Consider the following 23,824-nt stretch of genomic DNA (forward strand, 5'->3'; position numbering starts at 1 on the left):
CGTCAGATGGAAAAGAAACTTCGAAAAAAGATGGTAACGGTAATAGCATTTTGATAAACTTGGAGTACAAAGCGAAAACTCCTCTCGTGGTTTGTCTCGACAACAATTACGATACGTGAGTTTTCGCTTTTCTTCTATAGAAAATATGAAATTATTGAATTAATAGAAAGTCAACCACAAGTTATGGTGAAGAACCATAATTATATGTAAAAGCCATTATTTTGAATGAATATTTCAAAATAATGGCTTTTATAATGAAAGGTTATATGGAATGCATATCAGCCATATTACATAGCAACAACATGGATATTACCAATAAACCTGAAAGTCTTCGCTAGATTCTTGTAAAATAGCTGATGATTGTTTTAAGAAAAATAAGGAAGCTGAAGTTACCAAACCTAGCTTCCTTTTCTTATGGCATCACTTTTTCGTGTGCCTCTTTTTTAATAAAGCGCAATAGATGGAAATGCTCTAATTGTGCCACTATATTACCAAGCAGAATAAAGCTACCACCAATCACTAATTTCATTGTTAGCCCTTCGCCAATAAACATCATCGCAAACATAGCTGCAAAAATAGGCTCTAAGGAAAAAATAAGACCTGTATGTGTAGCAGATGTATATTGTTGTGCAACAGTTTGACCAACAAAGCAAAAAGCACTACAGATAATGCCAAGCCCTAGAATTGCCAGCCAAGCTGTTGGAGAATGGGGCAATGCTGGTGTTTCAAATAAACATGTTAAAATGAGTGCATAGAGCCCTGCAAAGCCGAGCTGATAAATTCCGTAAGAAATAGATTCAACATTGCGCGTAAAGGAGCTATTTAATAGTAAATAAAGGGAATAGCATATTGCCGCAATTGCGACTAATATATCTCCCTTTTGGAAAGCAAATGAACCATTCGCTGTTAGCACCGTAATCCCAATCATTGTACAGATTACGGCAAAGCTCACAGCTCTTGAAGGTAATTTTTTATCAATAAAGCTGCTGAAAATCGGCACTAGCACAACGGTAAGGCTTAAAATAAAGCCTGCATTTGATACGGAAGTAGATTGTAAGCCAAATAAGCTAAGTGCGAACACAATGAATAATAACAACCCTTGAATAGCCGCATATTTTAATGTTTGCCCATTTACTTTAAGCATTCGTTTATAAAAAATAAAACCTGCGATTAAAAATGCGATGATGCAACGCAATGCCACTACATTATAAACCGCCAATGTTTCAAGCCCCATGACCATAAAGGTATAGGATAACCCCCAAAACATTGTCACAATGACCATCAATATATTTGCTTTTCCTTGGATACTCATAATGTTCACCTACGATCTGTGTACTAAAACAGTTTTTCTACTAGAAATTACTATATAGCTTGTCTTGTGATTAGTAAAACGAATGTTTATAATGAATAGGATTAAAAATTTTCATGTAAGTAAAGAGGTAATTCATGAGCTTAGTCAAATATGAGATTTTATCAAAGGTGGCAGAGGTAGCAAGCTTTACAAAAGCAGCAGATGCGCTTGGCTTAACACAATCTGCTGTAAGCCATGCGGTATCAAGCTTGGAAAAAGAATTTGGCTTTGCATTGATTCATCGCAGTCGTGCGGGTGTAACCTTAACAAGTGAGGGGCAGACCATGCTAAGGGCGATGCGTCAGGTTTTGGATGCGCAGGAGCTATTGCAGCAGGAGGCTGCGCATATTCTTGGCGTGACACGAGGCAAGGTACGACTTGGCGTGATTTCAAGTATCTCATCGAATTGGATGCCAGAAATTATTCGTATTATGGATAATCAGTTTCCGGGGATACAGGTGGAATTGCGTGAGGGCGATTATTATGAAATCGAGCAATGGCTACTAAGTGGTGAAATTGAAGCGGGATTTTTAAATGGGCAAAAATCAACGCAATATCAATTTACCGAATTGCAGCAGGACCCTTTGCTGTGCATTGTTTCGGATAAAAGCCCTCTTTATGATAAAACAGAGATTGATATTGCGGATTTGGAAGATATGCCCTTTATTATGACCTCCTATAAGGGAACAAATGATGTAAAGGTTTTGTTAGAGCATTATCAGGTAAAACCAAATATTCGCTTTGAGCTATCAGAGGAGGTTGGGATTCTCTCCATGATTTCTCACCATCTTGGGATTAGTATTTTACCGCAGCTTGTTATTCATAATTTACCGCCAACGTTAAAGGCTATACCGTTAAAGCAGGGTGGCTATCGGACAATTGGTATTGCGATGAAACACCATGCCTCTCCTGTAACGAAGAAATTTGCGGAAATTTTAAGTGCTTGGTTAAAGGAGCAAAACAGCGTGCTGTAGCTCTTGAAGCATATCCTTGCATTACGCTAGAATAAAGGTTGTTAGATATTGTAGAAAATAGGTGAGTGTATGGGGACATTACAAGGGAAAACCGTACTCATTACAAGTGGGGGAACGCTTGAAAAATGGGATCGTGTACGGGGGCACACAAATTTATCGAAGGGAACAATGGGCTGTTATTTGGCAGAGGCAGCACTTGCAGCTGGTGCGCATGTTATCTATATGCATGGCTATTTTGCACAGCTACCAGTTAATCATAGCAAAATGCAAACGATTAAATTTGAGGGCATTGAGGACTTAGGCGATAAAATTCGATATGCTGTGCAGAAGCAGCAGGTGGATATTGTCATTATGGCAGCGGCTGGCTCTGATTGGGTCATTGATAAAGTATATGACCAATCAGGCAACTTAATGGAGGAGGCAGGGAAAATGCCTTCCGATGAGCCACCTATTATTCATTTTAAAAAAGCACCAAAAATATTAGGGCAAATAAAGGGCTGGCAACCAAATGTCACATTAGTAGGCTTTAAGCTGGAAGCAACAGATGATGAGGCATTTTTACTTGCGCGTGCAAGATTGCGTATGGACACAGCACAGGCACAATTTATGGTGGCAAATAGCTCTCAATCATTATATGGCGGAGATGAGCCTCATTGGATTGTACCAGCAGAGGGGCAGCCAATTAAGGTAATGGGCAAAGAACAAACAGCGCAAGCATTGATAGCATGCTTACAACAAGAAACTGTGTAGAGGGGATACTTCTGCACAGTTTTTTTATCGTTAGGTGGCGCTAAATGCGTAATTGCCTGCATACAATGCTAGAAGGAATTGAGATAAATAACACATTACAAAGTATTCGACTAGGTTTTCTAATATTTTATATTGACAATTGTATAGCACAATTATAGAATTATTTCCAAGTAAGCAGGGCTCTTATCAAGAGAGGCGGAGGGACTTGGCCCAATGAAGCCTCGGCAACTAATAGAATAGATGCCAATAGTATCTAAGAGATAAAGGGGCTATCCATCAATTGAACTCTTTTGTAACGGAAGCAAGAAAAAGAAGGGGTGTATTATATGGCACAGTCGGTAAAAGTAGATGATAAGAAGTTAGAGGCTATCGCGAAGGCTATTCAAAATCTTGAATATGGTGAAGTGCATATTACGATTCAGGATGGTGTAATTGTGCAAATTAATAGGCTCGAAAAACAGAGATTTCCACAGAAGAAATAATGATCATTTCAGTCGAACGATGTCATAAGGCCACAACTAAGCATAAAGGATGTCCTATGCTTACAAGTGGCCCTTTTTTTGTGGAATGCTTAACGATAAAAGCTTTTTGGAATCTCACCAATATGACGGCGATGATACAGTAAAGGCTCTTTTGGTGAATTTGTAATATCTAGCACCTGCCCAATAAAAATAGTATGGTCGCCAGCATCAATCTGTTGATATGTTTTACATTGTAAAATGGCTGCTGTATCATGTAAAATCGGTAGGTCAAAGGAGGACATAGACCACTTTGCCTGAGCAAAACGATCTGGCACTTTGCTGGCAAATAATGTACATAAATGCTCCTGATCACTCGCTAAAATGTTGACCGCAAATGTTGGCGCTGCTGTAAAATAAGCATGGAGCTGAGATTTTTTATCGAGTGACCATAAAATAAGGAGCGGGTCAATCGAAACAGATGCAAAGGAGTTAACGGTTAAGCCAATCGGTTGTGTGTCATGGCATGTAGTAACAACCGTTACGCCTGTAGGGTAATTACCTAGTGCTAATTTAAAAGCAGTTACTTGATCTGTCATTCAAATCACCTCGTTATTATTGTCAATGAAGTTAAATAGCTATCATTGTCTTGCATAAATTTTAAACGAATCCGACATATAGGTAAAGGTAATCGGGAAAGAAAGGGGAATGACCATGACTTTATATTTCGATCATTTGGTTCAGCAAGTGGAATCACCAGAAAATATAAAGGTTTTCTTCAACAAACGAAATATCCATACAGTAAACGGTGGTCAGCATACGATGTGGGGGACTTATAATACATTAAGCTATTTTGGCTTAAGCTATATTGAGCAAATTGCGGTATATGATCGTGATTTATTTGAGCGGGCAGCATTAAACCCCTACACGCTACATTATACGTTTAAACAGGACGAGGAGCGCCAAGGGTTTTCACGAATTGCCTTGCGCACAACAAATATAGAGGCAGAGGGACAACGCTTGCGTGCATTAGGCTTTGATGTGTATGGACCTGAGGCTTGTAGTCGTACAAGACCAGACGGCTCTGTTGTAGAGTGGAAGCTGCTGCATTTTGGTAAGCCTGACCATGCCATTGATTTTCCGTTTTTCATTGAATGGGCGGAGGATGATAAGGAGCGCTTGTCACAATTGCAGGCAAGTGGTGCGCTTCATCCACAGCAAAGCATTACAATGGAGGCGGTGCTGTTTGCAGTAAAGGATGTACAGGCAACCGTTGAGCTTTGGCAGAAGGCATTGCAATTGCCAAAGCCTGAACAGCACGAGCAATATGTATCCTTACAGCTACCAAATATACGCTTGGATTTTTATGATGAGGCAGTTGCCACAGCTATAACCCTTACACCTTTAAAGCAAGGCCCATTTGGTGTGCAATTAAAAGACCCGTATCGCGTAAAAGAAACATTGGTTTGTCCAGGTGCTTTTTATTGGATTAATCGCTAGAAAAGCTACGGCAAGGGGAGTGTAGAATGTCCCTTGCCGTAGTTTTTCAATTATTCAATCGTCATTTTCTTTGGTGCTTGTGTGCCTGTGTACCAATCAAATTCAATTTCAAATGAATGCTTGTCGCCCTTTTTTGTATAGGAGTATTCGATTTTAAGTGGTTCTGTAGGGCTAACAATAGTTTGCTCTGTGCCTTGCACAAATGTAAATTCACCGTTTTCCTTTAACTTTTGAGCAATTGCTTCAAGCATTGTTGCAAATTCGAGAACGCTTTGCCGTTCCTTATGCTTTAGAACAACCTCCGTCATCGGTTTCATTTGCTTTTGCATCGAAATCCCTCCCTCTTGTATTGTTACCTCTATTATAGCATAAAATGTTAGCGCTACCATTTGCATTGCACTTGTTTCTTGTGTGCTCTATACTATGTTCAATATAAAGAATAGGAGGGCGCGCTATGTGTATTATTGCCATTGGCTATCAGGTGCATCCACAGCATCCTTTACTGATTGCGGCAAATCGTGATGAATTTTATGCAAGACCAACTGAGCGCATGCATAATTGGCAGGATATGCCGCATATTTGGGCTGGTCGAGATTTAGAGAAAATGGGTACATGGCTAGCTGTGAGTAATAATGGGCGGTTTGCAGCAGTCACCAATTATCGCGATCCACAGCTGCCAATTGTCGGTGAAAAATCGAGAGGAGCCGTTCCTATTGCATTTATGAATAGCTCTGTAAGCGCACAGGATTTTGCTGGTCAGCTACAGCAGGAGCGTTATTTATATGGAGGATTAAACGTACTGCTCTATGATGGAACGGAGCTTGTGCATTATAATAATGTACATAATGTGCAAACAATTATTCCACCGGGTATTCATTGTGTATCGAATGCAACCCTCAATACGCCATGGCCTAAAGTAGAGCGTCTAAAGGCAGCTTTTGCTGAAACGCTTCAAACAACAACAGCGGAAGAAGCATTGTTAGCGATTTTAACAGATCCAACAAAGGCAGCCACGAAAGATTTACCAGCAACAGGTATCCCGCTTGCATTAGAGCAACAGCTTTCCTCTATTTTTATTCATATGGATGGCTATGGTACACGAGCCTCAACCGTTGTGAGGCTGCATCAAGCAGGCTGGGATATAATAGAGCGAAGCTTTGAGCATGGCGAATGGACTGGAGATGTACGATTGAAGGTGACAAAAGAGGGGAACAATGATGATTGCTACAATAAATAAAGCTATTCAACAGCTTCCAACTAAATATAGACAGAACGAATTAGCCTACATATCATTAACGGGTAAAAATGAAAGCTTTCTCAGAGATCAAATGGCGCTATACTTATATAGGCTTGATAAAAGTTGGTGTAGGGAATATAAACGAATCGACTTAGCGCAATTATCCACTGCCCACCCAACTATGGTAGAAAATATTATTGAAATAACAAGTCTATATACGTCAGATATTGTTCACGATGCACATTTTAAGCGAGATTATTTGCGAAAAATTAAAAATGATATGACTAAAAATGGTAAATATACAACAATAGCTACCAATACATTTATCGTTATGATTGCAACACATTTAAAGGATAACAAGCGTGTTGATGATCTAAATATTGGCTATTCATTTGCGTGTTGTGAGAAGGAAAACGCTTTGTCTAAAGCATTCTCTCGTTGATTGGCGTGAAAGGTGGCGACTCTAGCGGAAAAAGTGCGAGCTGAAAATCCATTTATTTCGGCATTTGCCGAAATAAATGAGTTGAAGCCGCACCCGCAGAAAGCGTCCACCTGTAACAGAAATCAACGAATTCTAAGCGATTCTCTGTAAAATAAAGGTTAATCAACACGCCTGAAAGGATAAGATTGATTCTAAACAGAAGCAATTTGTAAAATATGCTGATGGTATCAATAGAGGGTTAGCAAACTTTCGAGAAAAGGCGCAACCACGAAATGCTGAGGAAGAAAAATATATGATTCAGCAAAAGCTAGAAGGCTATTTGAAAAATGAGCCAATCGAGGTTAAGCACGCATGTAGCATACATATTGGACAGGCATTTGGTACAGAGGTGGAGTTATATTATTGGATACTACAAAAGCAGTAGGGCTGGCTATTGCAAAAAATGGATTGGAAAAGCGATAGCACTTTCCAATCCATTTTTTATTGAACCTGTATGAATAGCCTGTAAAAACAACGGTTGGTGAAACGTCCAATCAGTGAGAGATGTGCAAAAGCTTCACTGATTGAAGTTTCATTTTATATCTTTATGACATTTGATGCCTGTGGGCCACGGTTGCCTTCCACTACATCAAACGATACTTTTTGCCCTTCTTCAAGTGTACGGAAGCCTTCCTCTTGTATGCCCGTAAAATGTACAAATACATCTTCTCCATTGTCACATTCAATAAATCCGTAACCTTTTTCATTATTGAACCACTTTACGATTCCTTGTTGCATAAGCCATTCGCCTCCAATGCGCTTGAATGTAAAAAGAAAATATGAAAAAATTGCATTTTCTCTTAGAACATACATGAATTAAACAAAGTTGTCAATTGATTGCCGAAATGCTAGTATAACTGCTTTCTTTTTTTTCATCATAAAGACTATAATGGAAATGAACAACATAGAAAGTAGGATGCCAAATGACAACGAAAAATCAACCATTAACAGATTTAGAAATCGCTAGTCAAGCAGTGATGAAACCAATTACGGAAATTGCTGATGCTGCGGGTATTCCAGCGGATGCCCTTGAACAGTATGGGCGCTATAAAGCGAAGATTGACCCATTAAAAATTACAGCCCAAGGCGAGGATGCAAAGGTTGTATTAGTGTCAGCCATTAGTCCAACCCCAGCAGGTGAAGGAAAGTCAACCGTTACTGTAGGGCTTGCAGATGCGCTTCACCAATTGAATAAGAAAGTAATGGTCGCGTTACGTGAGCCATCTCTTGGTCCAGTAATGGGTGTAAAAGGTGGTGCAACTGGCGGTGGCTACGCACAGGTTGTACCAATGGAAGATATTAATTTACATTTCACTGGTGACCTTCATGCGATTACAACAGCCAATAATGCATTAGCTGCTTTTATTGATAATCATATCCACCAAGGCAATGCATTAAACATTGATCCACGACGTATTATTTGGAAGCGTGTGCTAGATATCAATGATCGTGCACTGAGAAAAGTAGTGATTGGCTTAGGTGGCCCCGTGCAAGGAATGCCGCGTGAGGATGGCTTTGATATTACCGTCGCCTCTGAAATTATGGCTGTGTTCTGTTTAGCAACAAGCATTGATGATTTACGCGAGCGTTTAGCAAGTATTGTTATTGGCTATACATTTTTGCGTGAGCCTGTCTTTGTGCGTGATTTACAAGTAGAGGGAGCACTTACATTATTATTAAAGGATGCCTTTAAGCCAAATCTTGTGCAAACATTAGAAGGGACGCCTGCTATTATTCATGGCGGTCCGTTTGCGAATATTGCTCATGGCTGTAATTCTATTATGGCTACACAAACAGCACGTAAGCTAGCTGATATTGTTGTAACAGAAGCGGGCTTTGGCTCGGATTTAGGTGCTGAAAAATTTATGAATATTAAAGCGCGTAAAGCAGGCTTTAAGCCAAGTGCTGTTGTAATTGTTGCAACGATCCGTGCATTAAAAATGCATGGTGGTGTCGCGAAAACAGCACTTGTCGATGAAAATGTAGAGGCACTTCTACAAGGAATTGCCAACCTTGAAAAGCATGTTGAAACAATTCGTACATTTGGTGTCGAACCGATTATTGCATTAAACCGCTTTATTACAGATACAGAGGCTGAGCTAGCGGCTGTCCTAAGCTGGTGTCAGAAGAAAAATGTGCGTATTGCTCGTACAAATGTCTGGGAAGAGGGTGGAAAAGGCGGTATTGCATTAGCGGAGCAAGTGCTAGCCGTACTGGAGGATGAAAATAACTTCTCACCTTTATATGAGGTAACAGAATCTATTGAAGAAAAAGTTCGTAGCATTGTGCAAAAAGTGTATGGTGGGAAAGATGTCCAATTTACAGACCAAGCAAAAAAGCAAATTGCACAAATTGAAAAATTTGGCTGGGATTCTTTGCCGATTTGTATGGCAAAAACACAATATTCCTTATCTGACCAGCCAACTTTACTTGGACGTCCAGAAGGCTTTACAGTCACGATTCGCGAAGTGATTCCAAAGCTAGGTGCTGGCTTCTTAGTTTGTCTAACAGGCGATATTATGACAATGCCTGGCTTACCAAAAACACCAGCCGCTTTACGCATGAATGTTGATAACGAAGGGCATGCGGTAGGGCTGTTTTAAATGAGAGAGATAGGATTTCCAATATTCATTTGAAATCCTATCTTTTATTAATATAAAATGTATAAATATGCGAAAAGGGGATGGTGCTATGCAAATTCAGCGATGTAAAAATCCAGCAGATATAATCCGCATTATCCATGCGGCATTTCAGCGTTATGACAGTGATCCTGTCCCCTCTAGTGCTTTAAAGGAAACGGCACTCTCTATCCAGCAGGAGCTTGATGAAGGCATCATTGTTTTTAGTGTCATAAAGCAGGCCGCTGTAATAGCCGTTGTAAAATGCAAGCTAGAAATAGATACCGTCTATTTTTCCCGCCTAGCTGTGCTACCTGCTGAGCAAGGGCAAGGTATCGCTACACAATTAGTTCATTTTATTGAACACTATGCGAATGCTCACAATTTTAAGCGTGTTAGCTGCAAGGTACGCAAAAGCGAGGATAACAATATTCGCCTCTATACAAAGCTTGGCTATTCTATTATTGCGGAAGAAATAGACGTTATGGTGCCGAATATAACGATGGAAAAAACAATGGTATGATAGGGATAGAGATGTATTTATAGTCATATTAAATAAAGGGAGGCGTTGGAGATGCAACATATTCAAGTAGAGCAGCTTTTACAAAATAAGAGGAAGCATGCAGGCAAGGTTGCCGTTGGTGCGGGCTATGATATGATGACTATTCAATTAAGAGCAGGTGAATCGGTGGCAGAGCATTCAGCACCTGGTGAGGTAATAATTGTTTGCCGCAAAGGGTGCGTGAAGTTTCAGGTGGAAGGACAACTCACAACGCTTGATGCCAATGCACTATTACTGCTTGAGCCAAACGAAAAGCATAGCCTTGAAGCGCTAGAGGATTGCGAGCTTATCGTTATACGCTTGAAAAAATAAGGAATGGAAAAGTTCTGATTATTGCAAATCAGAGCTTTTTTGTTATTTTCTGTTAGATAGAAGGGAGAGGCATAGAAAAAATAAACATGAATAGTGGCTAATTTTAATGCTTTATGCGTGTGGAGGTGTTATTAGGGGGTTTTCAAATTTAAGGAAGAAAGGAATCGGTAATGAATGTTTCATATAAATGAATTCGAAAATAATAACCTTCTTTTAAAAGTAGATTCACCGTATTCTTTAAACTATTTAGTATTTGTTCAAAATGTTTTTTTAAACAAGAGAGATGGTTCAAATCATTTCCCATCCATAGACAGTTCTAAATGGAGCCTATTACAACAAGATGAATTTCAAGTTAAATTCAAAAGCATTTGGGATGAAGTGATTAGAAAAAATATACAAAGCCCTCACTATGATTATAATGGCGTTCTTGAATCGGATGCTCCATTATATAGACAACTTTTTGAAGGGAATGAAAATGGAGAATATGGTTTTTCCGAGAGTATAAAGTTATTCCAATCTTGGTGGGGTAATATATTCTTTGGAAAGGGAGCTATGGAAATTGTCTATGAAGCTGAAGGAAGCAGAATTTATGATGAGTTAGTAATAGCAATAAAATCGAAGAACCTCATCTTACCAAATAATCAATTAACGATCATGCTCCTATACGATAAACAAACGATCGTTGATAAAAATGTTATGCCATATCACTATGTTTTGCCAATTGAAGAGCTGTTTGTAAATAAAAGCAATATAGTAGCAAATATATTGAAAGATTTGAATGTAAAGGGTCATTGTTAAATAATAAAATGCGCTAATAGCCAATGTTCGTCACATTGATTATTGGTGCATTTTTGAGCGAGAATTTTTAGTATGATATGTGGATCAGTTAGTTCATTGTCTTATTCTCCTGTAGCTTTTTGTTTCTCTCTTCCTCTCCCTTTTTATCCGCAAGATTGAATATACCTGGATAGGCATTTGATACGCCCTTAGCACCAACTATTTCCCCTTCATATTCGTATATGTAGGCTCTATAATTTGTATCTTCAAGGTCTTTTTCAGTTAAGTGATAACTTGTTACCATCAATTCTTGTCCGATATATTGCTCCATAAAAGTAATATTAGCAGCTCTATCGCTTTTGAGAATTTCTGGCGGAATATCATCTATTATGATTTGTTCACTTGAATGAAATGATTTAATTGTCCACCCCAAATTTTCTATATAGGCAAGATGTGCTTTATCAATAGTTTCATTGGTACAGGCAACTAGGATAAGTGTAAAACTTAGCATACTCATCAACTTCTTCATAAGTACCTCCTCCTTTGTAATCAGTATACAGGAAGAGGTCCAAAAGATGCTGCAAGTATTGCCATAAAGGCGCTACCATCGAAATGAACGGGCAATTCATGGATGATTGGGTCGCGAATTGATAAAGCAACTCAATCGACTAGTATATAAGCTTGCTCACTTTATTTCTAGTAGAGGGATATCGTGAATAGGAATAGCGATAGGGGTTGCATAGGCTTGCGTATGATAGCTTGCCGTCCGTGACGTGCGTGGCTTTAAATAGATCACGCCATTCTTTACTGTAATAGAAGATACTAAATAATAAATATCCTCATACATATTCAAGTCTAAAAATGCAGCTTTGCGTGTTAGCTGCTCCTTGTAATCATGGTATTCAATAATGGCTGTTGATTTTTCCTGTAAAGATTGAATTTGATAGGAAATGGTCACTTTATATTGGCTTGTTTCCTTTGTTACATGAATGATTTCCATCTCACTGCCTAATTGAAGCAGGAGCTGATAAACATCTTCTACTAAGCCTGCTTGCTGTGCAGTACTAGCGATTTGCTGTAAAACATTGGCGATCAGCTGTAAGAGATAGACCTCTTTTTCCTTTGCTGTTTGGCTATTAAAAGCATCAATCGCCGCACCTACATTATAATAGCGAATGCGCTGCTCAGTTTCTCGATTGGATGGCTGAATCACTTGCGCCTCCAGTAATGGCGTTAATACGATATAGACATGGTCGAAATCGCCTGTCATAAAACCTCTTTCTCGAAGCTTTCGGGCAAATCGTGCACATATCAAATGTGCATCCTTTGCTACTTTATAGATGTGACCAATATAAGCAGGCAATGATTTTGTGTGCGTGAGCTCTTCAAATAGTCTAATATCTGCAATTTTTTTCTCTTTCATCTATCTATCCCTCCCGCTATTATGATTTCCACTACTAGCATCAATTGTCAAATGAATTTTTATTGAAAAAATATTGAATTTTCTTTTTATTTTCACTATAATTTATTTAATTCTAAATCGGAAACGATGTACCGATAATAGAAACGTGGAGGGATGGTATTTTGAAAATCGCAACAGATATTGGTGGTACTTTTACAGACCTTGTTTACACAGATGAGCAGGGCAATCTTCATTTTGATAAGGGACATACGACACCGGGTCATTTTGAGGACGGTATATTAAATGTATTGGAGCGACATGTGACAGAGGATTCGTTAATTGAATCATTTATCCATGGCTCAACGGTCATTATTAATACTTTAACGGAACGCAAAGGTGGCGTTGTTGGGTTAATAACAACAAAGGGCTTCCGTGACGTCATAGAGATTGCTCGTGGTAATCGACCAGATTTATATAATTTTAAATATAAAAAGCCAAAGCCTTTTGTGGAGCGTTATTTACGACAAGAAATTGATGAGCGCATTGATTATAAAGGAAATATTATGAAAGCGCTTAATACCGAGGAAGTCGGTGACATCGTGCATCAATTTAAGGAATTGGGTGTAGAGGCGATTGCCATTTCATTGATTCATGGCTATAAAAATCCAATTCATGAACAACAGCTAAAGGAAGCGATTTTAAAGCTTTGGCCTGAGGTATATATCACACTTTCAAGTGAAACGATTAAAGAATACCGAGAGTATGAAAGAACAAACACAACAGTCCTTAATTCTTATGTAAAGCCCGTTGCACATGCGTATTTAAAAAGCTTACAAGAGAAGCTAGGCACGATTGGTATTACAGACCATTTAAAAATTATGCAATCGAATGGTGGCACAACAAGCTTTGATAAGGCGATGGAATTACCGATTAATCTTGTAGAATCTGGCCCTGTAGCGGGGATGTTTGGTGCAGCAAAATTAGGAGAGCTGCTTAATGAGCCAAATATTATTGCCTTTGATGTTGGAGGCACAACAGCAAAATGCTCACTAATTACAGATAGCAAAGTGAATGTTACAACGGATTATTATATCGAAAGAAATGAAAAGTTTGCGGGCTATCCGATTAAAACGCCTGTTGTAGATATTGTGGAAATTGGGAATGGCGGTGGCTCCATTGCACGCGTCGATCAATTTGGCTCGTTAAAAGTAGGTCCAGATTCTGCTGGCGCAAACCCAGGCCCTGTTGCTTATGGCTTAGGTAATACACAGCCAACCATTACAGATGCCAATGTTTATTTGGGGAGATTATCATTAGCAAATTTTGATCATCCAGCATCAATTGATAAAGTGGAGGAAGCGCTCACTGAAGCAATTGCCAAGCCGTTTAATGTAACGGCAGAGGAAGCGGCACAAGGTATTTTAGATATTGCTAACTCTAATATGTTAAACGCATTAAAGCTAATTTCCATTCGTAAAGGCTATGATCCAGAAGATTTTACAATGGTTGCCTTTGGCGGTGGCGGCCCATTACATGCGATTTATTTAGCGAAAGAATTAGGCATGAAAAAGGTCATTATTCCATATGGCTCCTCTGTCTTTTCGGCATTAGGTATGATGATGACCGAATATCGACAAGATTATATTCAAACAAGCTTAATGAATTTTGATCATCAGCAGCTTGCAGCTATTCAAGAAAATATTGATCAAGCGATTGCCGATGCCTATGCAGATGCACCGCTCACTCAGGAGCATTATGATTTTGAGATCAATTATGATTTACGTTATAAAGGGCAAGAGCACACGGTGAAATTAAATGCATCAACAACGACAATAAATGAAGCGCATCTGGAGCAATTAGTGCAAGCTTTCCATATTAAGCATAAGCAAGAGTTTTCCTTTGATTTACCAGCTACGCCAATTGAATTAGTGAACTTACACATAACGATTTATGGCAAGGATGAGGCTGTGCAATTTAAGGAGCTTGACTTCTCACATATTGATGCGTCAACGTGTATCAAAGCACAGCGTAACCTATATATGAAGGAAACAGGCTGGGTAGAGGTCAATGTCTTTGACCAGCAAAAGCTAGTGCCCGGCTATGTTATTACGGGTCCTGCTATTGTAGAAAATCCAACATCTACAGTCGTTATAGATGAAAACCAATCAATTGAAATTGATAAGTATGGCAATTTGATTGTAGAGATGGAGGCGAAATAATGATGAAAAAAGATGTTTTTGCAGTAGAGATTATTCAGGATTCGTTACTAGCGATAGGTGATGAAATGTTTGTTGCGCTTGCACGTTCTTCGATGAGTCCCGTTATTTATGAGGTATTAGATTATGCCTGTGGCTTAACAGATGCAAAGGGCAATTTAATTAGCCAAGGCAATGGTGTAACAAGCTTTATTGGGATGCTAAGCCCGATGGTGCAGCGTGTTATTGAAAAATTTGATCATGGCAACAAGCTACGTGAGGGCGATGTCATTATTATTAATGACCCATATGTGGGAGGTGGCTCGCATTTATCAGACGTTGGCTTAGTGCTACCAATTTTCTATAATGGCGAAATTATCGCTTATTCTGCTAATAAGGCACACTGGACAGAGGTAGGGGGTATGGACCCAGGCTCATTTACAAGTAATTCCAATGAAATTTATCAGGAAGGTTTGCAGCTACCGGGTGTTAAGCTTTATCAACAAGGTGAGCTAAATGAAGCAATCTATGAAATTATTGCGACAAATGTCCGTTTACCAGAGCTATCAATCGGTGATATGTTTGCACAGGTAGCCGCCTTAAAAACAGGCGAGAAACGCATCGCAGAGCTTTGTCAGAAATTTGGTGCTGCATCAGTGAAGCTGTCCATTCAAAAATTATTGGACAAGGGTGAAAAAATTGCAGAGCTTGAGCTGCAGCATTTACCGAAAGGCGAATTTTATGCGGAGGACTTTATTGAAGGCGATCCATTAAAGGGTGGACCTTATCCAATTAAAGTGAAAGTCACAATTAGTGATGAGGCGTTTATTTGTGACTTTAGAGGCTCACATCCTGCTGTTCATGTACCGATGAACTGCTCACAATTCGGCTTAATGGCAAGTGTGCGTGTGATGTTCCTAGCATTGCTTGGCGATATTGATGTAATTAATGAAGGCGTGTTTAAACGTTTAACCATTATAACGGATGATAATTCCATTGTTTCGGCTAAACGCCCACACCCTGTATCGATGAACTTTGAGGCGCGCATCGGGGCAGCAGATTTAATTTGGAAGGCACTTGCTCCGCATTTACCTGATCGCCTTACTGCTGGTCATTTACAGTCAGTTTGTACGTTTATTTTAACAGGGAAAAACCCTGATAGTCATGAACCATTTTTAATTGTTGAACCATCTGTTGGTGGCTGGGGAGCAGCGAATGATGAGGATGGGCAAAGTGGTCAATACTGTATGGGAGATGGTGAAACATATAATCTTCCTGTTGAAATTGCTGAAACAAAATACGGTATTCAAATTGATGAATATAGCTTAAACTGTGACGACGCTGGTGTAGGGCAATTTAGAGGCGGTTTAGGTGTACGTCGTGTGTATACGGTGAATCATGATGGGCAAAGAGTGTCCGTTAATTTAGGTAGGCATCAATTTGCACCATTCGGCTTAAATGGTGGTGGCGAGGGCTCCCACAATTATTTAGTGATTCATAAAGCAGATGGAACGAAAGTTGGACCAGTGGGTGTACTTGCTAATTATGCATTGCAAAAGGGTGATCGCATTGAGCTTGTTACAGCAACAGGTGGTGGCTATGGCGATCCATTAGAAAGAAGCAAGGAAGCCATTGAGCGAGATATATTAAATGAATATATTTCAGTAGAAGTAGCAAAGCAGCAATATGGCTATCACCATGGCTAAAAGAAGGAGTCCACTACAAGTGAAGCGGTATTTCTAAGCTTATATAGTGTCAGTGTGCTAATAAGAAAGATATAATGCCATTTCTTGTGGATATGCAAAGGGAGAAATATATGCTTGAAACACAGTGTATCACATATTTCAAATAGGGGAGCTGACACTATGAATAATAAAGTATTACATCCTCGGGCTTTGGAGCCTGTTACATTACTAATGATTGTTTTCACATCTGTAATTGGGGCAATTATTGGGATACAGCTAATTACAACGTTAGGGATTTCTGCGAATACATCCATTGTTGGGGCAATATTTGCGATGATTTTAGGGAGAATTCCAATTGGCAAGCTGATTGCCTTTAAATCTATACATCGACAAAATATTGTGCAAACGGCAATATCAGCAGCTACATTTAGTGCAGCAAGTAGTTTAATGCTGCCAATTGGAATTCCATATGTGCTAGGCTATGAAAATTTAGTATTACCATTGTTTATTGGTGTCGTTTTAGCGATGTTTGTGGATGCTTTATTATTATATAAATTTTTTGATACAAAGGTTTTTCCAGCTGCAGGCACATGGCCACCGGGAATTGCTACCGCTGAGGCAATTAAAGCGGGCGATAAAGGTGGGAAAAATGCCAAAGTATTAATTGGCGGTGTTTTAGTTGGTATTGTAGGGTCTATTTTAAAAATACCGATGTCAGCTTTTGGTGTAGCGTTTATCGGTAATATATGGGCACTAACAATGTTTGGTATTGGTCTGTTACTGCGAGGCTATTCAGTTCAATTATTTAATATTGATTTAAATGAGTATTATATTCCACATGGCATGATGGTTGGTGCTGGGGTTGTGGCATTGTTCCAAGTAGGGTTTTCATTATTGAATAAAAGAGCTGCTAAAAAAGTAGAGGAAGTAAGCTATACGAAGGATGAAAAAGAAATTCGCCAAGGCTTTGGTGTAGGGTTTATTGCTTATTTAGTGATTGCTTTATTAATCGCCTTGTTAGGTGGTTTAATTTCTCATATGTCCTTTGGGATGTTGCTCGGCTTCCTATTATTTGCAGCGGTTGCGGCATTTGTGCATGAGCTTATTGTTGGGATTGCGGCCATGCATGCAGGCTGGTTCCCAGCATTTGCTGTAGCATTTATTACACTGATTGTTGGTATTTTATTGGGCTTCCCAGCACCAGCTCTTGCCCTATTAGCAGGCTATAGCGCAGCGACAGGGGTAGCCTTTGCGGATATGGGCTATGACTTAAAAACTGGCTTTATTTTACGTGGTTATGGTAGTGATCCTGCATTAGAAAAAGAGGGGCGCAAACAGCAGCTCATTGCAGGTATGCTAGCCTTTGCCATTTCAGCAATTGTTGTATTACTATCCTATAAATCTTATTTTGCACAAGATTTAGTAGCACCTGTCAACCATGTGTATGCGGCAACGATTCAATCAGGTGTTACTGGCGATGTAGCAAAGCAATTAATGATTTGGGCAATTCCAGGCGCATTGATTCAATTGCTTGGTGGTGCTAAACGTCAAATGGGTATCCTTTTTGCAACTGGTTTACTATTAGTTAACCCAATTGCTGGATGGGCTGTATTAGTGGGGATTGTACTACGTATTATTTTCACATCTATGACAAAAGGGAAGAAAGAATCTGAAATGACTGTATTTGCAGCAGGGGTTATTGCTGGAGATGCCTTATACAGCTTCTTTACCTCTATTGTGAAAATCGGGAAGTAGAAAGGAGCGTATACTAAATGGTCAAAGCATTAACCTATAACGATGGCATTGCAGCAGTTTATGGAGGTGCAATCCTTGGCGGTGGCGGAGGTGGTCTGCTAGAGGAGGGACTAAAGCTAGTGAAGGAAATCTTTGCGGCTGGGGAGCCTCAATTAGTTGACATAACGGAATTAGATCATAAAGATTTAGTGGCTTGTGTAGCAATGGTTGGCGCGCCTTCAGCAGCCGATCAATATATTTCCAATGAGCAGCTTTGCTGGAGCTACCAAAGCATGAACACGTATATGGACCAACGCTTAAAAGGTATTATTACAAATGAAAATGGAGCCATCACAACGATTAATGGCTGGCTGCAATCCGTCTTAGTAAATGTGCCTGTTGTGGATGCTCCATGCAATGGACGCGCACATCCTACAGGTATTATGGGCTCCTTAAATCTTCATGAACAACAACATTATCAATCACTGCAATTTTATGCAGGTGGTAAGGATCATTTGGCAGTGCAAGGTTTTGTGGAGGGGGATTTACAAAACACGGCAAAAACAGTCCGTCATGCTTCGATTTTAGCTGGCGGCCTCGTTGCCGTTACACGCAATCCTATAACAATTGACTACTTGCGACAACATGGTGCGCCAAATGCGATTACAATGGCTATTGAGCTTGGCTATAGCTTTTTAAATGGACGAACATTTGAGGAGAGATTGTCCAATGTTGTGCAGCAATTAAATGGTGTACACATTGTATCAGGTGAAGTCACAAATTATTCATTAACGAAGGACAATGGCTTTGATATTGGTAAATTAGCGGTTGGTGATTACGAGCTAACCTTCTGGAATGAGTATATGACATTAACGAAGGATGGACAGCTACAGTCAAAATTCCCAGACCTTATGATGACATTTGATATAGATAATATGCTGCCAGTGCCAAGCGCTAGTGTGAAAGAGGGGATGCATGTAGCAGTTATCCATGTGGATCAGCGTTATTTAACCTTAAGCTCAACAATGCAAAATCAAGCATTACTACGAGAAATTGATACAGTGATTGCCAAGATTTTATAAAGCGCATAATAAAAGCTGCCATCATCTACTGAACTGTTAGATGGGCAGCTTTTATTGTTCCTTCAGCGGGAGGGTTAGACATTTTATCAAAATTGTTCCTACTTCCTTTATAGCTTTTATTACCTTTGGCTTATATGAATCATCTATTTTGCTTACACAACTCTACTGGCATTTTCACGTAATGGCTAGCACAAATAGTGCAGGATTTTTCATAAATAGAAGGGGCTACGTTCATATATGCTCAATTGTTGATGCAAAGAAGGTAACAGCTATCCATGAAAAAACGATTACACAAATGCTGCATTAGATGAAAGCCCTTTGGTCGTCCAAACAAGCTAATTATTGTTCACATATTTCAGTATGCACATATTGCTATGTGGGTTTAACAAAAAAATCTTAAGGGAAAGTGTTCACTTTTATTGATTGAGATGAATTAATTTTCTATACATATATCATCTTTAACACAAGCTATTCAATTGCATGCCCGCTGAAGTGAAATTTATATTTGTTGAACACATAGCCTTGTACATCACAGAAATTTGTGAGGCACAGAACAAATTATTTGTTCTGTACATTTATAATACAATATTCAGAAAAATTAGTCAATTGAAATATACAAAATTTTTTTATTTTTTTTGATGACCGACTACTGTTAAAAATACCGTATAATCAAATAGGAAAGGAATGAATGTAGCCTATGAATCAGTTAATGGATCGAGTACGTGAAGTCTATGCGCAATTTGACGCTAGTCATGATTTTCAGCATATTGAACGTGTTTATCAAAATGCTTTAGCCATTTTACAAACAGAGCCTACAGCAGATGCTGAGGTTGTGAAAATTGCCGTGCTTTTGCATGATGTCAGCGATAAAAAATATACCGATAGCAAAGAGCAAGAGGATAAGCTGATTGCAGAGCTGGCGCTTAGTGAGGAAAAAAAGCAGCATATTCGAGATTGCATCGCACAAGTTTCCTTTAATGGTGGCAATGAGCTAGCGGCAACCTCATTGGAGGCGAAAATTGTGCGAGATGCAGATCGCTTAGATGCAATTGGCGCCATTGGCATTGCTCGTACATTCGCATATGGCGGCGCAAAAGGTCGCAAGCTTTACGATAAGGGTGAAGAAGTACGTATGAATATGACAGAGCAGGAATACCGTCAGAAAAATACGGCGTCTGTAACACATTTTTACGAGAAATTATTATTGCTGAAAGATTTAATGGTGACAGAAAAGGGCAAGCAAATGGCACTTGAACGCCATCAATTTATGGAAAGCTTTTTACAACAGCTACAGCATGAAATTGGTCAATAACTAAAAGGCATCGCGGCTGAATTGCTCGATGCCTTTTGCTTTTAGCTAAAGTATATTAAGGGTTTTGGTAAGAAAGCTGATTAGGGTGAAGCCTCGCTCATAGCAAGCGTTCTATTATAGGAGGTAAGTAGGGTGTTGCTCTTTGTTTACCTGTCAATTGGTGTTATGATGAATAATGGATAGCAATAATCGTCTACATAAAAATCGTGTGGGCATCAACATACCTAACATGAAAGAGATGGAATAGTGGAATGAGTCATTTAATTGTACAAAACTTAACAAAAACGGTTGGCGATAAAACGCTTTTTCAACATATTGAATTTACGATTTATGAAGGAGAGCGAGCAGGCTTAATTGGCATTAATGGAACGGGAAAATCGACCCTGTTATCCATTTTAGCGGGGGACATTGAAGCGGATTCGATGACAATGGATCACCCAAATAAATACCGTATCGCCTATTTGCCGCAGGAGCCGACATTTGAGGCTGGCGAAACGGTTTTACAGGCAGTGTTTGCAGGGAACTCGCCCATTTTACAGTTGAATCGTCAATATGAAGAAACCGTTGCTGCACTCGCAGTAAACCCAACATCTGAAGGTCTGCAAAAAGCGTTATTTAGCTTGCAACAGCGTATGGATGAGGAGCAGGCATGGGATGTGAATGCGCTTGCTAAAACGGCATTGACAAAGCTTGGCATCGAAACATTCGACAAGGAAGTGCTAACGCTATCAGGTGGTCAGCAAAAGCGAGTAGCCTTAGCCAAAGTCTTAATTGAGCCTGCTGATTTATATTTATTGGATGAGCCGACCAACCATTTAGATGTACAGTCAACAGAGTGGCTCCAAGAAATGGTGCTACGCTTAAAAGGCGCTGTTATTTTCATCACCCATGATCGTTATTTCTTAGATGAATTAGCAACACATATTTATGAGCTGGCAGATCAAACCTTGTATCGTCATACAGGGAATTATGGCGACTATTTAGAGGCACGTGCAATTCGTGAGGAAATGAAGGCTGCCTCTGCACAAAAGGATCGCAACCGTTATCGCTCAGAGCTAAAATGGATTCGTCGTGGTGCCAAGGCACGTTCAACAAAGCAAAAGGCACGTATTCAACGCTTTGAAAAGCTGGAGGACAACCTAGAGCGTAAAACAGAGGATGTGTCATTAGACATGGGGCTTGCAACAACGCGCCTTGGTCGTAAGGTGCTGGAGGCTGAGCAGATTTCGAAAGCCTTTGGACAGCAAAAAATCGTTGAAAACTTCTCGTTTTTACTACAGCAGGGTGATCGTATTGGTATTATCGGTGCAAATGGTGTAGGGAAATCAACCTTATTAAATATGCTAGCAGGGGAGCTGACACCTGATCAAGGTGAAATTCTTGTTGGGTCAACGGTAAAGCTGGCACACTTTAAGCAAACATTGCCAAAAATGAATGAAAATGAACGTATGATTGAATATATACGCGAGGCTTCCAATGATATTACAGATGCAGAGGGCGTGCGCTATTCAGCAGCGCAAATGCTAGAGCGCTTTTTATTCCCATTGCATACACATGGCACACCCATTGGCAAATTATCAGGCGGAGAGCGCAAGCGACTGCATTTATTGCGCTTATTAATGGAACAGCCAAATGTGCTATTGCTGGATGAGCCAACAAATGATTTAGATATTGAAACATTAGGGGTGCTGGAGGATTTTATTGAGCATTTCCCTGGCGTTGTGATTACCATTTCCCATGATCGCTTTTTCCTAGATCGTATTGCGAAAAAGCTATGGATTTTAGATGGGCAAGGGCATGTTGAGGAAACGCTTGATCTTTACAGTGAATATTTAGAAAAGCGTGAACAGGCAACTACTATTAAAGTGGAAGCGCCAAAAGTGGACAAAGTAAAGGCAGATAAGCCAAAATCAGAGAAGAAGAAGCTATCGTTTAAAGAGCAAAAAGAATGGGAAACGATTACAGAGGATATTGAAAAAGTAGAAACAGCGATTATGGAAACGGAGGAAGGCATTGCACAGGCTGGCTCAGATTTTACTAAGCTACAGGAGCTAACAGCGAAGCTGGATACGTTAAATGCACAGTATGAGCATTTAATTGAAAGATGGTCTTATTTAGATGAAATTGTCAATGGATAAGGAGCGATAAAGATGAAAATTATCACAATTGAACCAACACCAAGCCCTAATTCAATGAAGGTTGTTGTGGACACAGAGTTACCGTTTGGCAAAAGCTATAACTTTACAAAGGATAACAAAGATGAAGCGACTGGCGAAGCAGCAGCGATTTTAGCGATTGAAGGCGTAAAGGGCGTTTATCATGTTGCGGATTTCTTTGCGGTTGAGCGCAATGCTAAATATGCATGGGAAGGCATTTTAGCAAGCATTCGCCAAGTGCTAGGAGAAGATGTACAAGCACAGGATGACACACAAGTTGCCAATGAGTTTTATGGGGAAGTCTATGTGCATGTGCAATTTTATAAGCAAATACCATTGCAGGTAAAGGTTTTTGATAATCAACGAGAGCACCGTGTGAGCTGTGGTGATCGCTTTGTGACTGCATTTAATCAAATTATTGAGTCAGCCGTTGATGAAAACTATATTTTCCAACGTAAATGGATTGACTATGGTGTGCGCTATGGCGAGCTTGAGGATATTGCAGAGGCTGTACAGCAGGAGATTGATGCTACGTATTCCGCAGAGCGTTTAACAGAAATTGTAGCAGCCATTAACAATGATGATGAAAAAGCAGTGATTAAGCAGCAGAAGCAAAAGGTGACGGTGGAGCAATTTATGCAGCCAGAATGGGAGAAGCGCTTCCAGCTATTAGATCAAATGGCTGATCCAGAGCTTGATGATTTACCGTTATTAGATTTAGCACTGCAGGATGAGCAAATGTCCATTCGTCGACTCGCTACTGTATATTTAGGGATGATTGAGGATGTTGCCGTTGTGCCGTACTTAGAAAAAGCCCTACAGGATAAAAGTGCAGCCGTGCGTCGAACAGCGGGTGACTGTATGAGTGATCTTGGCTTTGTGGAATTTGAGTCAGCGATGCAACAAGCGCTACAGGATAAAAACAAGCTTGTGCGCTGGCGTGCAGCGATGTATTTATATGAGGTTGGCACAGAGCAATCTTTACCAGCATTAAAGGCAGCAGAAGATGATAAAGAATTTGAAGTAAAGCTACAAATCAAAATGGCGATTGCACGTATTGAACAGGGCGAGGAAGCAAAAGGCTCTGTTTGGAAGCAAATGACAGAATCTCGTCAGTCATAACTAAAAAGGCCAGCCGCCGATGCTGGTCTTTTTGATTTGCTCAAAAGTGGGGTGTTTCGCTCAAAAAATCAGGAACAGCGCTCAAAAGAGAGGATATTTCCGCTCCAGCTAAAATA

The 23,824-nt window shown here is 39.8% G+C and carries 24 protein-coding genes and 1 riboswitch; of the genes, 18 read left to right on the forward strand and 6 right to left on the reverse strand.

Annotated features, from left to right (window positions below; all coding sequences use genetic code 11):
- Positions 1 to 412: 412 nt before the first annotated feature.
- Positions 413 to 1,312: a DMT family transporter gene (locus ACIQVU_RS10445; RefSeq protein WP_402895377.1), complete on the reverse strand. Its 900-nt coding sequence runs from the start codon at positions 1,310 to 1,312 to the stop codon at positions 413 to 415.
- A 134-nt stretch (positions 1,313 to 1,446) separates the two neighbouring features.
- Here ACIQVU_RS10445 and ACIQVU_RS10450 point away from each other — a divergent pair, with 134 nt between their 5' ends.
- The 3 genes from ACIQVU_RS10450 to ACIQVU_RS10460 all read left to right on the forward strand — a co-directional run bounded on the left by ACIQVU_RS10450 (position 1,447) and on the right by ACIQVU_RS10460 (position 3,557).
- Positions 1,447 to 2,325 (forward strand): LysR family transcriptional regulator, encoded by an 879-nt coding sequence (locus ACIQVU_RS10450; protein ID WP_340805335.1) that lies wholly within the window; start codon positions 1,447 to 1,449, stop codon positions 2,323 to 2,325.
- 69 nt (positions 2,326 to 2,394) lie between these two features.
- Positions 2,395 to 3,075 carry a phosphopantothenoylcysteine decarboxylase domain-containing protein gene (locus ACIQVU_RS10455; RefSeq protein WP_340805336.1) on the forward strand — a complete coding sequence of 227 codons (681 nt, stop codon included), beginning with the start codon at positions 2,395 to 2,397 and terminating at the stop codon, positions 3,073 to 3,075.
- 180 nt (positions 3,076 to 3,255) lie between these two features.
- A riboswitch (SAM riboswitch) is annotated at positions 3,256 to 3,342 on the forward strand.
- A gap of 59 nt (positions 3,343 to 3,401) precedes the next feature.
- A complete protein-coding gene (locus ACIQVU_RS10460; protein WP_340805337.1) occupies positions 3,402 to 3,557 on the forward strand; it encodes a YezD family protein in 156 nt (51 codons plus the stop codon).
- A gap of 89 nt (positions 3,558 to 3,646) precedes the next feature.
- On the opposite strand, the gene ACIQVU_RS10465 is transcribed toward ACIQVU_RS10460, so the two are convergent.
- Positions 3,647 to 4,132, reverse strand: a complete 486-nt coding sequence (locus ACIQVU_RS10465; RefSeq protein ID WP_340805338.1) for a flavin reductase family protein — start codon at positions 4,130 to 4,132, stop codon at positions 3,647 to 3,649.
- Between the two features lie 115 nt (positions 4,133 to 4,247).
- Here ACIQVU_RS10465 and ACIQVU_RS10470 point away from each other — a divergent pair, with 115 nt between their 5' ends.
- Complete coding sequence (locus ACIQVU_RS10470) at positions 4,248 to 5,033, forward strand: VOC family protein (protein WP_340805339.1); 786 nt, start codon at positions 4,248 to 4,250, stop codon at positions 5,031 to 5,033.
- Between the two features lie 50 nt (positions 5,034 to 5,083).
- On the opposite strand, the gene ACIQVU_RS10475 is transcribed toward ACIQVU_RS10470, so the two are convergent.
- On the reverse strand, positions 5,084 to 5,362 hold the full coding sequence (locus ACIQVU_RS10475; protein ID WP_340805340.1) for an amphi-Trp domain-containing protein: 279 nt from the start codon (positions 5,360 to 5,362) through the stop codon (positions 5,084 to 5,086).
- Between the two features lie 125 nt (positions 5,363 to 5,487).
- Here ACIQVU_RS10475 and ACIQVU_RS10480 point away from each other — a divergent pair, with 125 nt between their 5' ends.
- The 3 genes from ACIQVU_RS10480 (at position 5,488) to ACIQVU_RS10490 (ending at position 7,136) form a co-directional block, all read left to right on the forward strand.
- Positions 5,488 to 6,270: an NRDE family protein gene (locus ACIQVU_RS10480; RefSeq protein WP_340805341.1), complete on the forward strand. Its 783-nt coding sequence runs from the start codon at positions 5,488 to 5,490 to the stop codon at positions 6,268 to 6,270.
- Positions 6,248 to 6,712, forward strand: coding sequence for a hypothetical protein (locus tag ACIQVU_RS10485; RefSeq protein WP_402895382.1), 465 nt, complete (start codon positions 6,248 to 6,250; stop codon positions 6,710 to 6,712). The genes ACIQVU_RS10480 and ACIQVU_RS10485 overlap by 23 nt, the downstream gene beginning before the upstream one ends.
- A 292-nt stretch (positions 6,713 to 7,004) precedes the next feature.
- On the forward strand, positions 7,005 to 7,136 hold the full coding sequence (locus tag ACIQVU_RS10490; protein WP_340805343.1) for a hypothetical protein: 132 nt from the start codon (positions 7,005 to 7,007) through the stop codon (positions 7,134 to 7,136).
- Between the two features lie 152 nt (positions 7,137 to 7,288).
- On the opposite strand, the gene ACIQVU_RS10495 is transcribed toward ACIQVU_RS10490, so the two are convergent.
- Positions 7,289 to 7,489 (reverse strand): cold-shock protein, encoded by a 201-nt coding sequence (locus tag ACIQVU_RS10495; protein ID WP_340805344.1) that lies wholly within the window; start codon positions 7,487 to 7,489, stop codon positions 7,289 to 7,291.
- 185 nt (positions 7,490 to 7,674) lie between these two features.
- Here ACIQVU_RS10495 and ACIQVU_RS10500 point away from each other — a divergent pair, with 185 nt between their 5' ends.
- From ACIQVU_RS10500 to ACIQVU_RS10515, 4 genes are all read left to right on the forward strand, one after another.
- Positions 7,675 to 9,354, forward strand: a complete 1,680-nt coding sequence (locus ACIQVU_RS10500) for a formate--tetrahydrofolate ligase (RefSeq protein ID WP_402895385.1) — start codon at positions 7,675 to 7,677, stop codon at positions 9,352 to 9,354.
- A gap of 88 nt (positions 9,355 to 9,442) precedes the next feature.
- Complete coding sequence (locus tag ACIQVU_RS10505; RefSeq protein ID WP_402895388.1) at positions 9,443 to 9,892, forward strand: GNAT family N-acetyltransferase; 450 nt, start codon at positions 9,443 to 9,445, stop codon at positions 9,890 to 9,892.
- 51 nt (positions 9,893 to 9,943) lie between these two features.
- Entirely contained in the window at positions 9,944 to 10,243 is a 300-nt protein-coding gene (locus ACIQVU_RS10510; protein ID WP_340805347.1) for a cupin domain-containing protein, read from the forward strand.
- A 174-nt stretch (positions 10,244 to 10,417) separates the two neighbouring features.
- On the forward strand, positions 10,418 to 11,041 hold the full coding sequence (locus tag ACIQVU_RS10515) for a group-specific protein (protein WP_340805348.1): 624 nt from the start codon (positions 10,418 to 10,420) through the stop codon (positions 11,039 to 11,041).
- A gap of 88 nt (positions 11,042 to 11,129) precedes the next feature.
- Here the strand turns inward: ACIQVU_RS10515 and ACIQVU_RS10520 are convergent, their stop codons facing one another.
- Together ACIQVU_RS10520 and ACIQVU_RS10525 are read right to left on the reverse strand one after the other, a co-directional pair.
- Positions 11,130 to 11,549, reverse strand: coding sequence for a hypothetical protein (locus ACIQVU_RS10520; RefSeq protein WP_402895392.1), 420 nt, complete (start codon positions 11,547 to 11,549; stop codon positions 11,130 to 11,132).
- Positions 11,550 to 11,705: 156 nt separating this feature from the next.
- Complete coding sequence (locus ACIQVU_RS10525; RefSeq protein WP_402895395.1) at positions 11,706 to 12,443, reverse strand: hypothetical protein; 738 nt, start codon at positions 12,441 to 12,443, stop codon at positions 11,706 to 11,708.
- Positions 12,444 to 12,604: 161 nt separating this feature from the next.
- Here ACIQVU_RS10525 and ACIQVU_RS10530 point away from each other — a divergent pair, with 161 nt between their 5' ends.
- From ACIQVU_RS10530 to ACIQVU_RS10560, 7 genes are all read left to right on the forward strand, one after another.
- Positions 12,605 to 14,641, forward strand: coding sequence for a hydantoinase/oxoprolinase family protein (locus tag ACIQVU_RS10530; RefSeq protein ID WP_402895398.1), 2,037 nt, complete (start codon positions 12,605 to 12,607; stop codon positions 14,639 to 14,641).
- A 2-nt stretch (positions 14,642 to 14,643) separates the two neighbouring features.
- The gene (locus ACIQVU_RS10535; RefSeq protein WP_402895508.1) at positions 14,644 to 16,323 is read left to right on the forward strand and encodes a hydantoinase B/oxoprolinase family protein; all 1,680 of its coding nucleotides are present in this window, start codon (positions 14,644 to 14,646) and stop codon (positions 16,321 to 16,323) included.
- 159 nt (positions 16,324 to 16,482) lie between these two features.
- Positions 16,483 to 18,057 (forward strand): OPT/YSL family transporter, encoded by a 1,575-nt coding sequence (locus tag ACIQVU_RS10540; protein ID WP_340805352.1) that lies wholly within the window; start codon positions 16,483 to 16,485, stop codon positions 18,055 to 18,057.
- A 17-nt stretch (positions 18,058 to 18,074) separates the two neighbouring features.
- A complete protein-coding gene (locus ACIQVU_RS10545) occupies positions 18,075 to 19,118 on the forward strand; it encodes an S-methyl thiohydantoin desulfurase domain-containing protein (protein ID WP_340805353.1) in 1,044 nt (347 codons plus the stop codon).
- 697 nt (positions 19,119 to 19,815) lie between these two features.
- A complete protein-coding gene (locus tag ACIQVU_RS10550; RefSeq protein WP_402895403.1) occupies positions 19,816 to 20,430 on the forward strand; it encodes an HD domain-containing protein in 615 nt (204 codons plus the stop codon).
- Positions 20,431 to 20,681: 251 nt separating this feature from the next.
- Complete coding sequence (locus tag ACIQVU_RS10555; protein ID WP_340805355.1) at positions 20,682 to 22,568, forward strand: ABC-F family ATP-binding cassette domain-containing protein; 1,887 nt, start codon at positions 20,682 to 20,684, stop codon at positions 22,566 to 22,568.
- A gap of 12 nt (positions 22,569 to 22,580) precedes the next feature.
- The gene (locus ACIQVU_RS10560; protein WP_340805356.1) at positions 22,581 to 23,708 is read left to right on the forward strand and encodes a conserved virulence factor C family protein; all 1,128 of its coding nucleotides are present in this window, start codon (positions 22,581 to 22,583) and stop codon (positions 23,706 to 23,708) included.
- Positions 23,709 to 23,824: the final 116 nt, after the last annotated feature.

The organism is Lysinibacillus sp. NPDC098008 (genome assembly GCF_044760715.1).
GTDB lineage: Bacteria > Bacillota > Bacilli > Bacillales_A > Planococcaceae > Lysinibacillus.

What these genes read in the sequence shown, in the direction of transcription:
- ACIQVU_RS10460 (WP_340805337.1), top strand. Translation starts at nt 3,402, where the DNA reads ATGGCACAGTCGGTAAAAGTAGATGATAAGAAGTTAGAGGCTATCGCG.
- ACIQVU_RS10525 (WP_402895395.1), bottom strand. Translation starts at nt 12,443, where the DNA reads ATGAAAGAGAAAAAAATTGCAGATATTAGACTATTTGAAGAGCTCACG.
- ACIQVU_RS10505 (WP_402895388.1), top strand. Translation starts at nt 9,443, where the DNA reads ATGCAAATTCAGCGATGTAAAAATCCAGCAGATATAATCCGCATTATC.
- ACIQVU_RS10510 (WP_340805347.1), top strand. Translation starts at nt 9,944, where the DNA reads ATGCAACATATTCAAGTAGAGCAGCTTTTACAAAATAAGAGGAAGCAT.
- ACIQVU_RS10475 (WP_340805340.1), bottom strand. Translation starts at nt 5,362, where the DNA reads ATGCAAAAGCAAATGAAACCGATGACGGAGGTTGTTCTAAAGCATAAG.
- ACIQVU_RS10455 (WP_340805336.1), top strand. Translation starts at nt 2,395, where the DNA reads ATGGGGACATTACAAGGGAAAACCGTACTCATTACAAGTGGGGGAACG.
- ACIQVU_RS10480 (WP_340805341.1), top strand. Translation starts at nt 5,488, where the DNA reads ATGTGTATTATTGCCATTGGCTATCAGGTGCATCCACAGCATCCTTTA.
- ACIQVU_RS10545 (WP_340805353.1), top strand. Translation starts at nt 18,075, where the DNA reads ATGGTCAAAGCATTAACCTATAACGATGGCATTGCAGCAGTTTATGGA.
- ACIQVU_RS10555 (WP_340805355.1), top strand. Translation starts at nt 20,682, where the DNA reads ATGAGTCATTTAATTGTACAAAACTTAACAAAAACGGTTGGCGATAAA.
- ACIQVU_RS10520 (WP_402895392.1), bottom strand. Translation starts at nt 11,549, where the DNA reads ATGAAGAAGTTGATGAGTATGCTAAGTTTTACACTTATCCTAGTTGCC.
- ACIQVU_RS10535 (WP_402895508.1), top strand. Translation starts at nt 14,644, where the DNA reads ATGAAAAAAGATGTTTTTGCAGTAGAGATTATTCAGGATTCGTTACTA.
- ACIQVU_RS10490 (WP_340805343.1), top strand. Translation starts at nt 7,005, where the DNA reads ATGATTCAGCAAAAGCTAGAAGGCTATTTGAAAAATGAGCCAATCGAG.
- ACIQVU_RS10485 (WP_402895382.1), top strand. Translation starts at nt 6,248, where the DNA reads ATGATGATTGCTACAATAAATAAAGCTATTCAACAGCTTCCAACTAAA.
- ACIQVU_RS10500 (WP_402895385.1), top strand. Translation starts at nt 7,675, where the DNA reads ATGACAACGAAAAATCAACCATTAACAGATTTAGAAATCGCTAGTCAA.
- ACIQVU_RS10550 (WP_402895403.1), top strand. Translation starts at nt 19,816, where the DNA reads ATGAATCAGTTAATGGATCGAGTACGTGAAGTCTATGCGCAATTTGAC.
- ACIQVU_RS10470 (WP_340805339.1), top strand. Translation starts at nt 4,248, where the DNA reads ATGACTTTATATTTCGATCATTTGGTTCAGCAAGTGGAATCACCAGAA.
- ACIQVU_RS10465 (WP_340805338.1), bottom strand. Translation starts at nt 4,132, where the DNA reads ATGACAGATCAAGTAACTGCTTTTAAATTAGCACTAGGTAATTACCCT.
- ACIQVU_RS10495 (WP_340805344.1), bottom strand. Translation starts at nt 7,489, where the DNA reads ATGCAACAAGGAATCGTAAAGTGGTTCAATAATGAAAAAGGTTACGGA.
- ACIQVU_RS10450 (WP_340805335.1), top strand. Translation starts at nt 1,447, where the DNA reads ATGAGCTTAGTCAAATATGAGATTTTATCAAAGGTGGCAGAGGTAGCA.
- ACIQVU_RS10515 (WP_340805348.1), top strand. Translation starts at nt 10,418, where the DNA reads ATGTTTCATATAAATGAATTCGAAAATAATAACCTTCTTTTAAAAGTA.
- ACIQVU_RS10540 (WP_340805352.1), top strand. Translation starts at nt 16,483, where the DNA reads ATGAATAATAAAGTATTACATCCTCGGGCTTTGGAGCCTGTTACATTA.
- ACIQVU_RS10445 (WP_402895377.1), bottom strand. Translation starts at nt 1,312, where the DNA reads ATGAGTATCCAAGGAAAAGCAAATATATTGATGGTCATTGTGACAATG.
- ACIQVU_RS10560 (WP_340805356.1), top strand. Translation starts at nt 22,581, where the DNA reads ATGAAAATTATCACAATTGAACCAACACCAAGCCCTAATTCAATGAAG.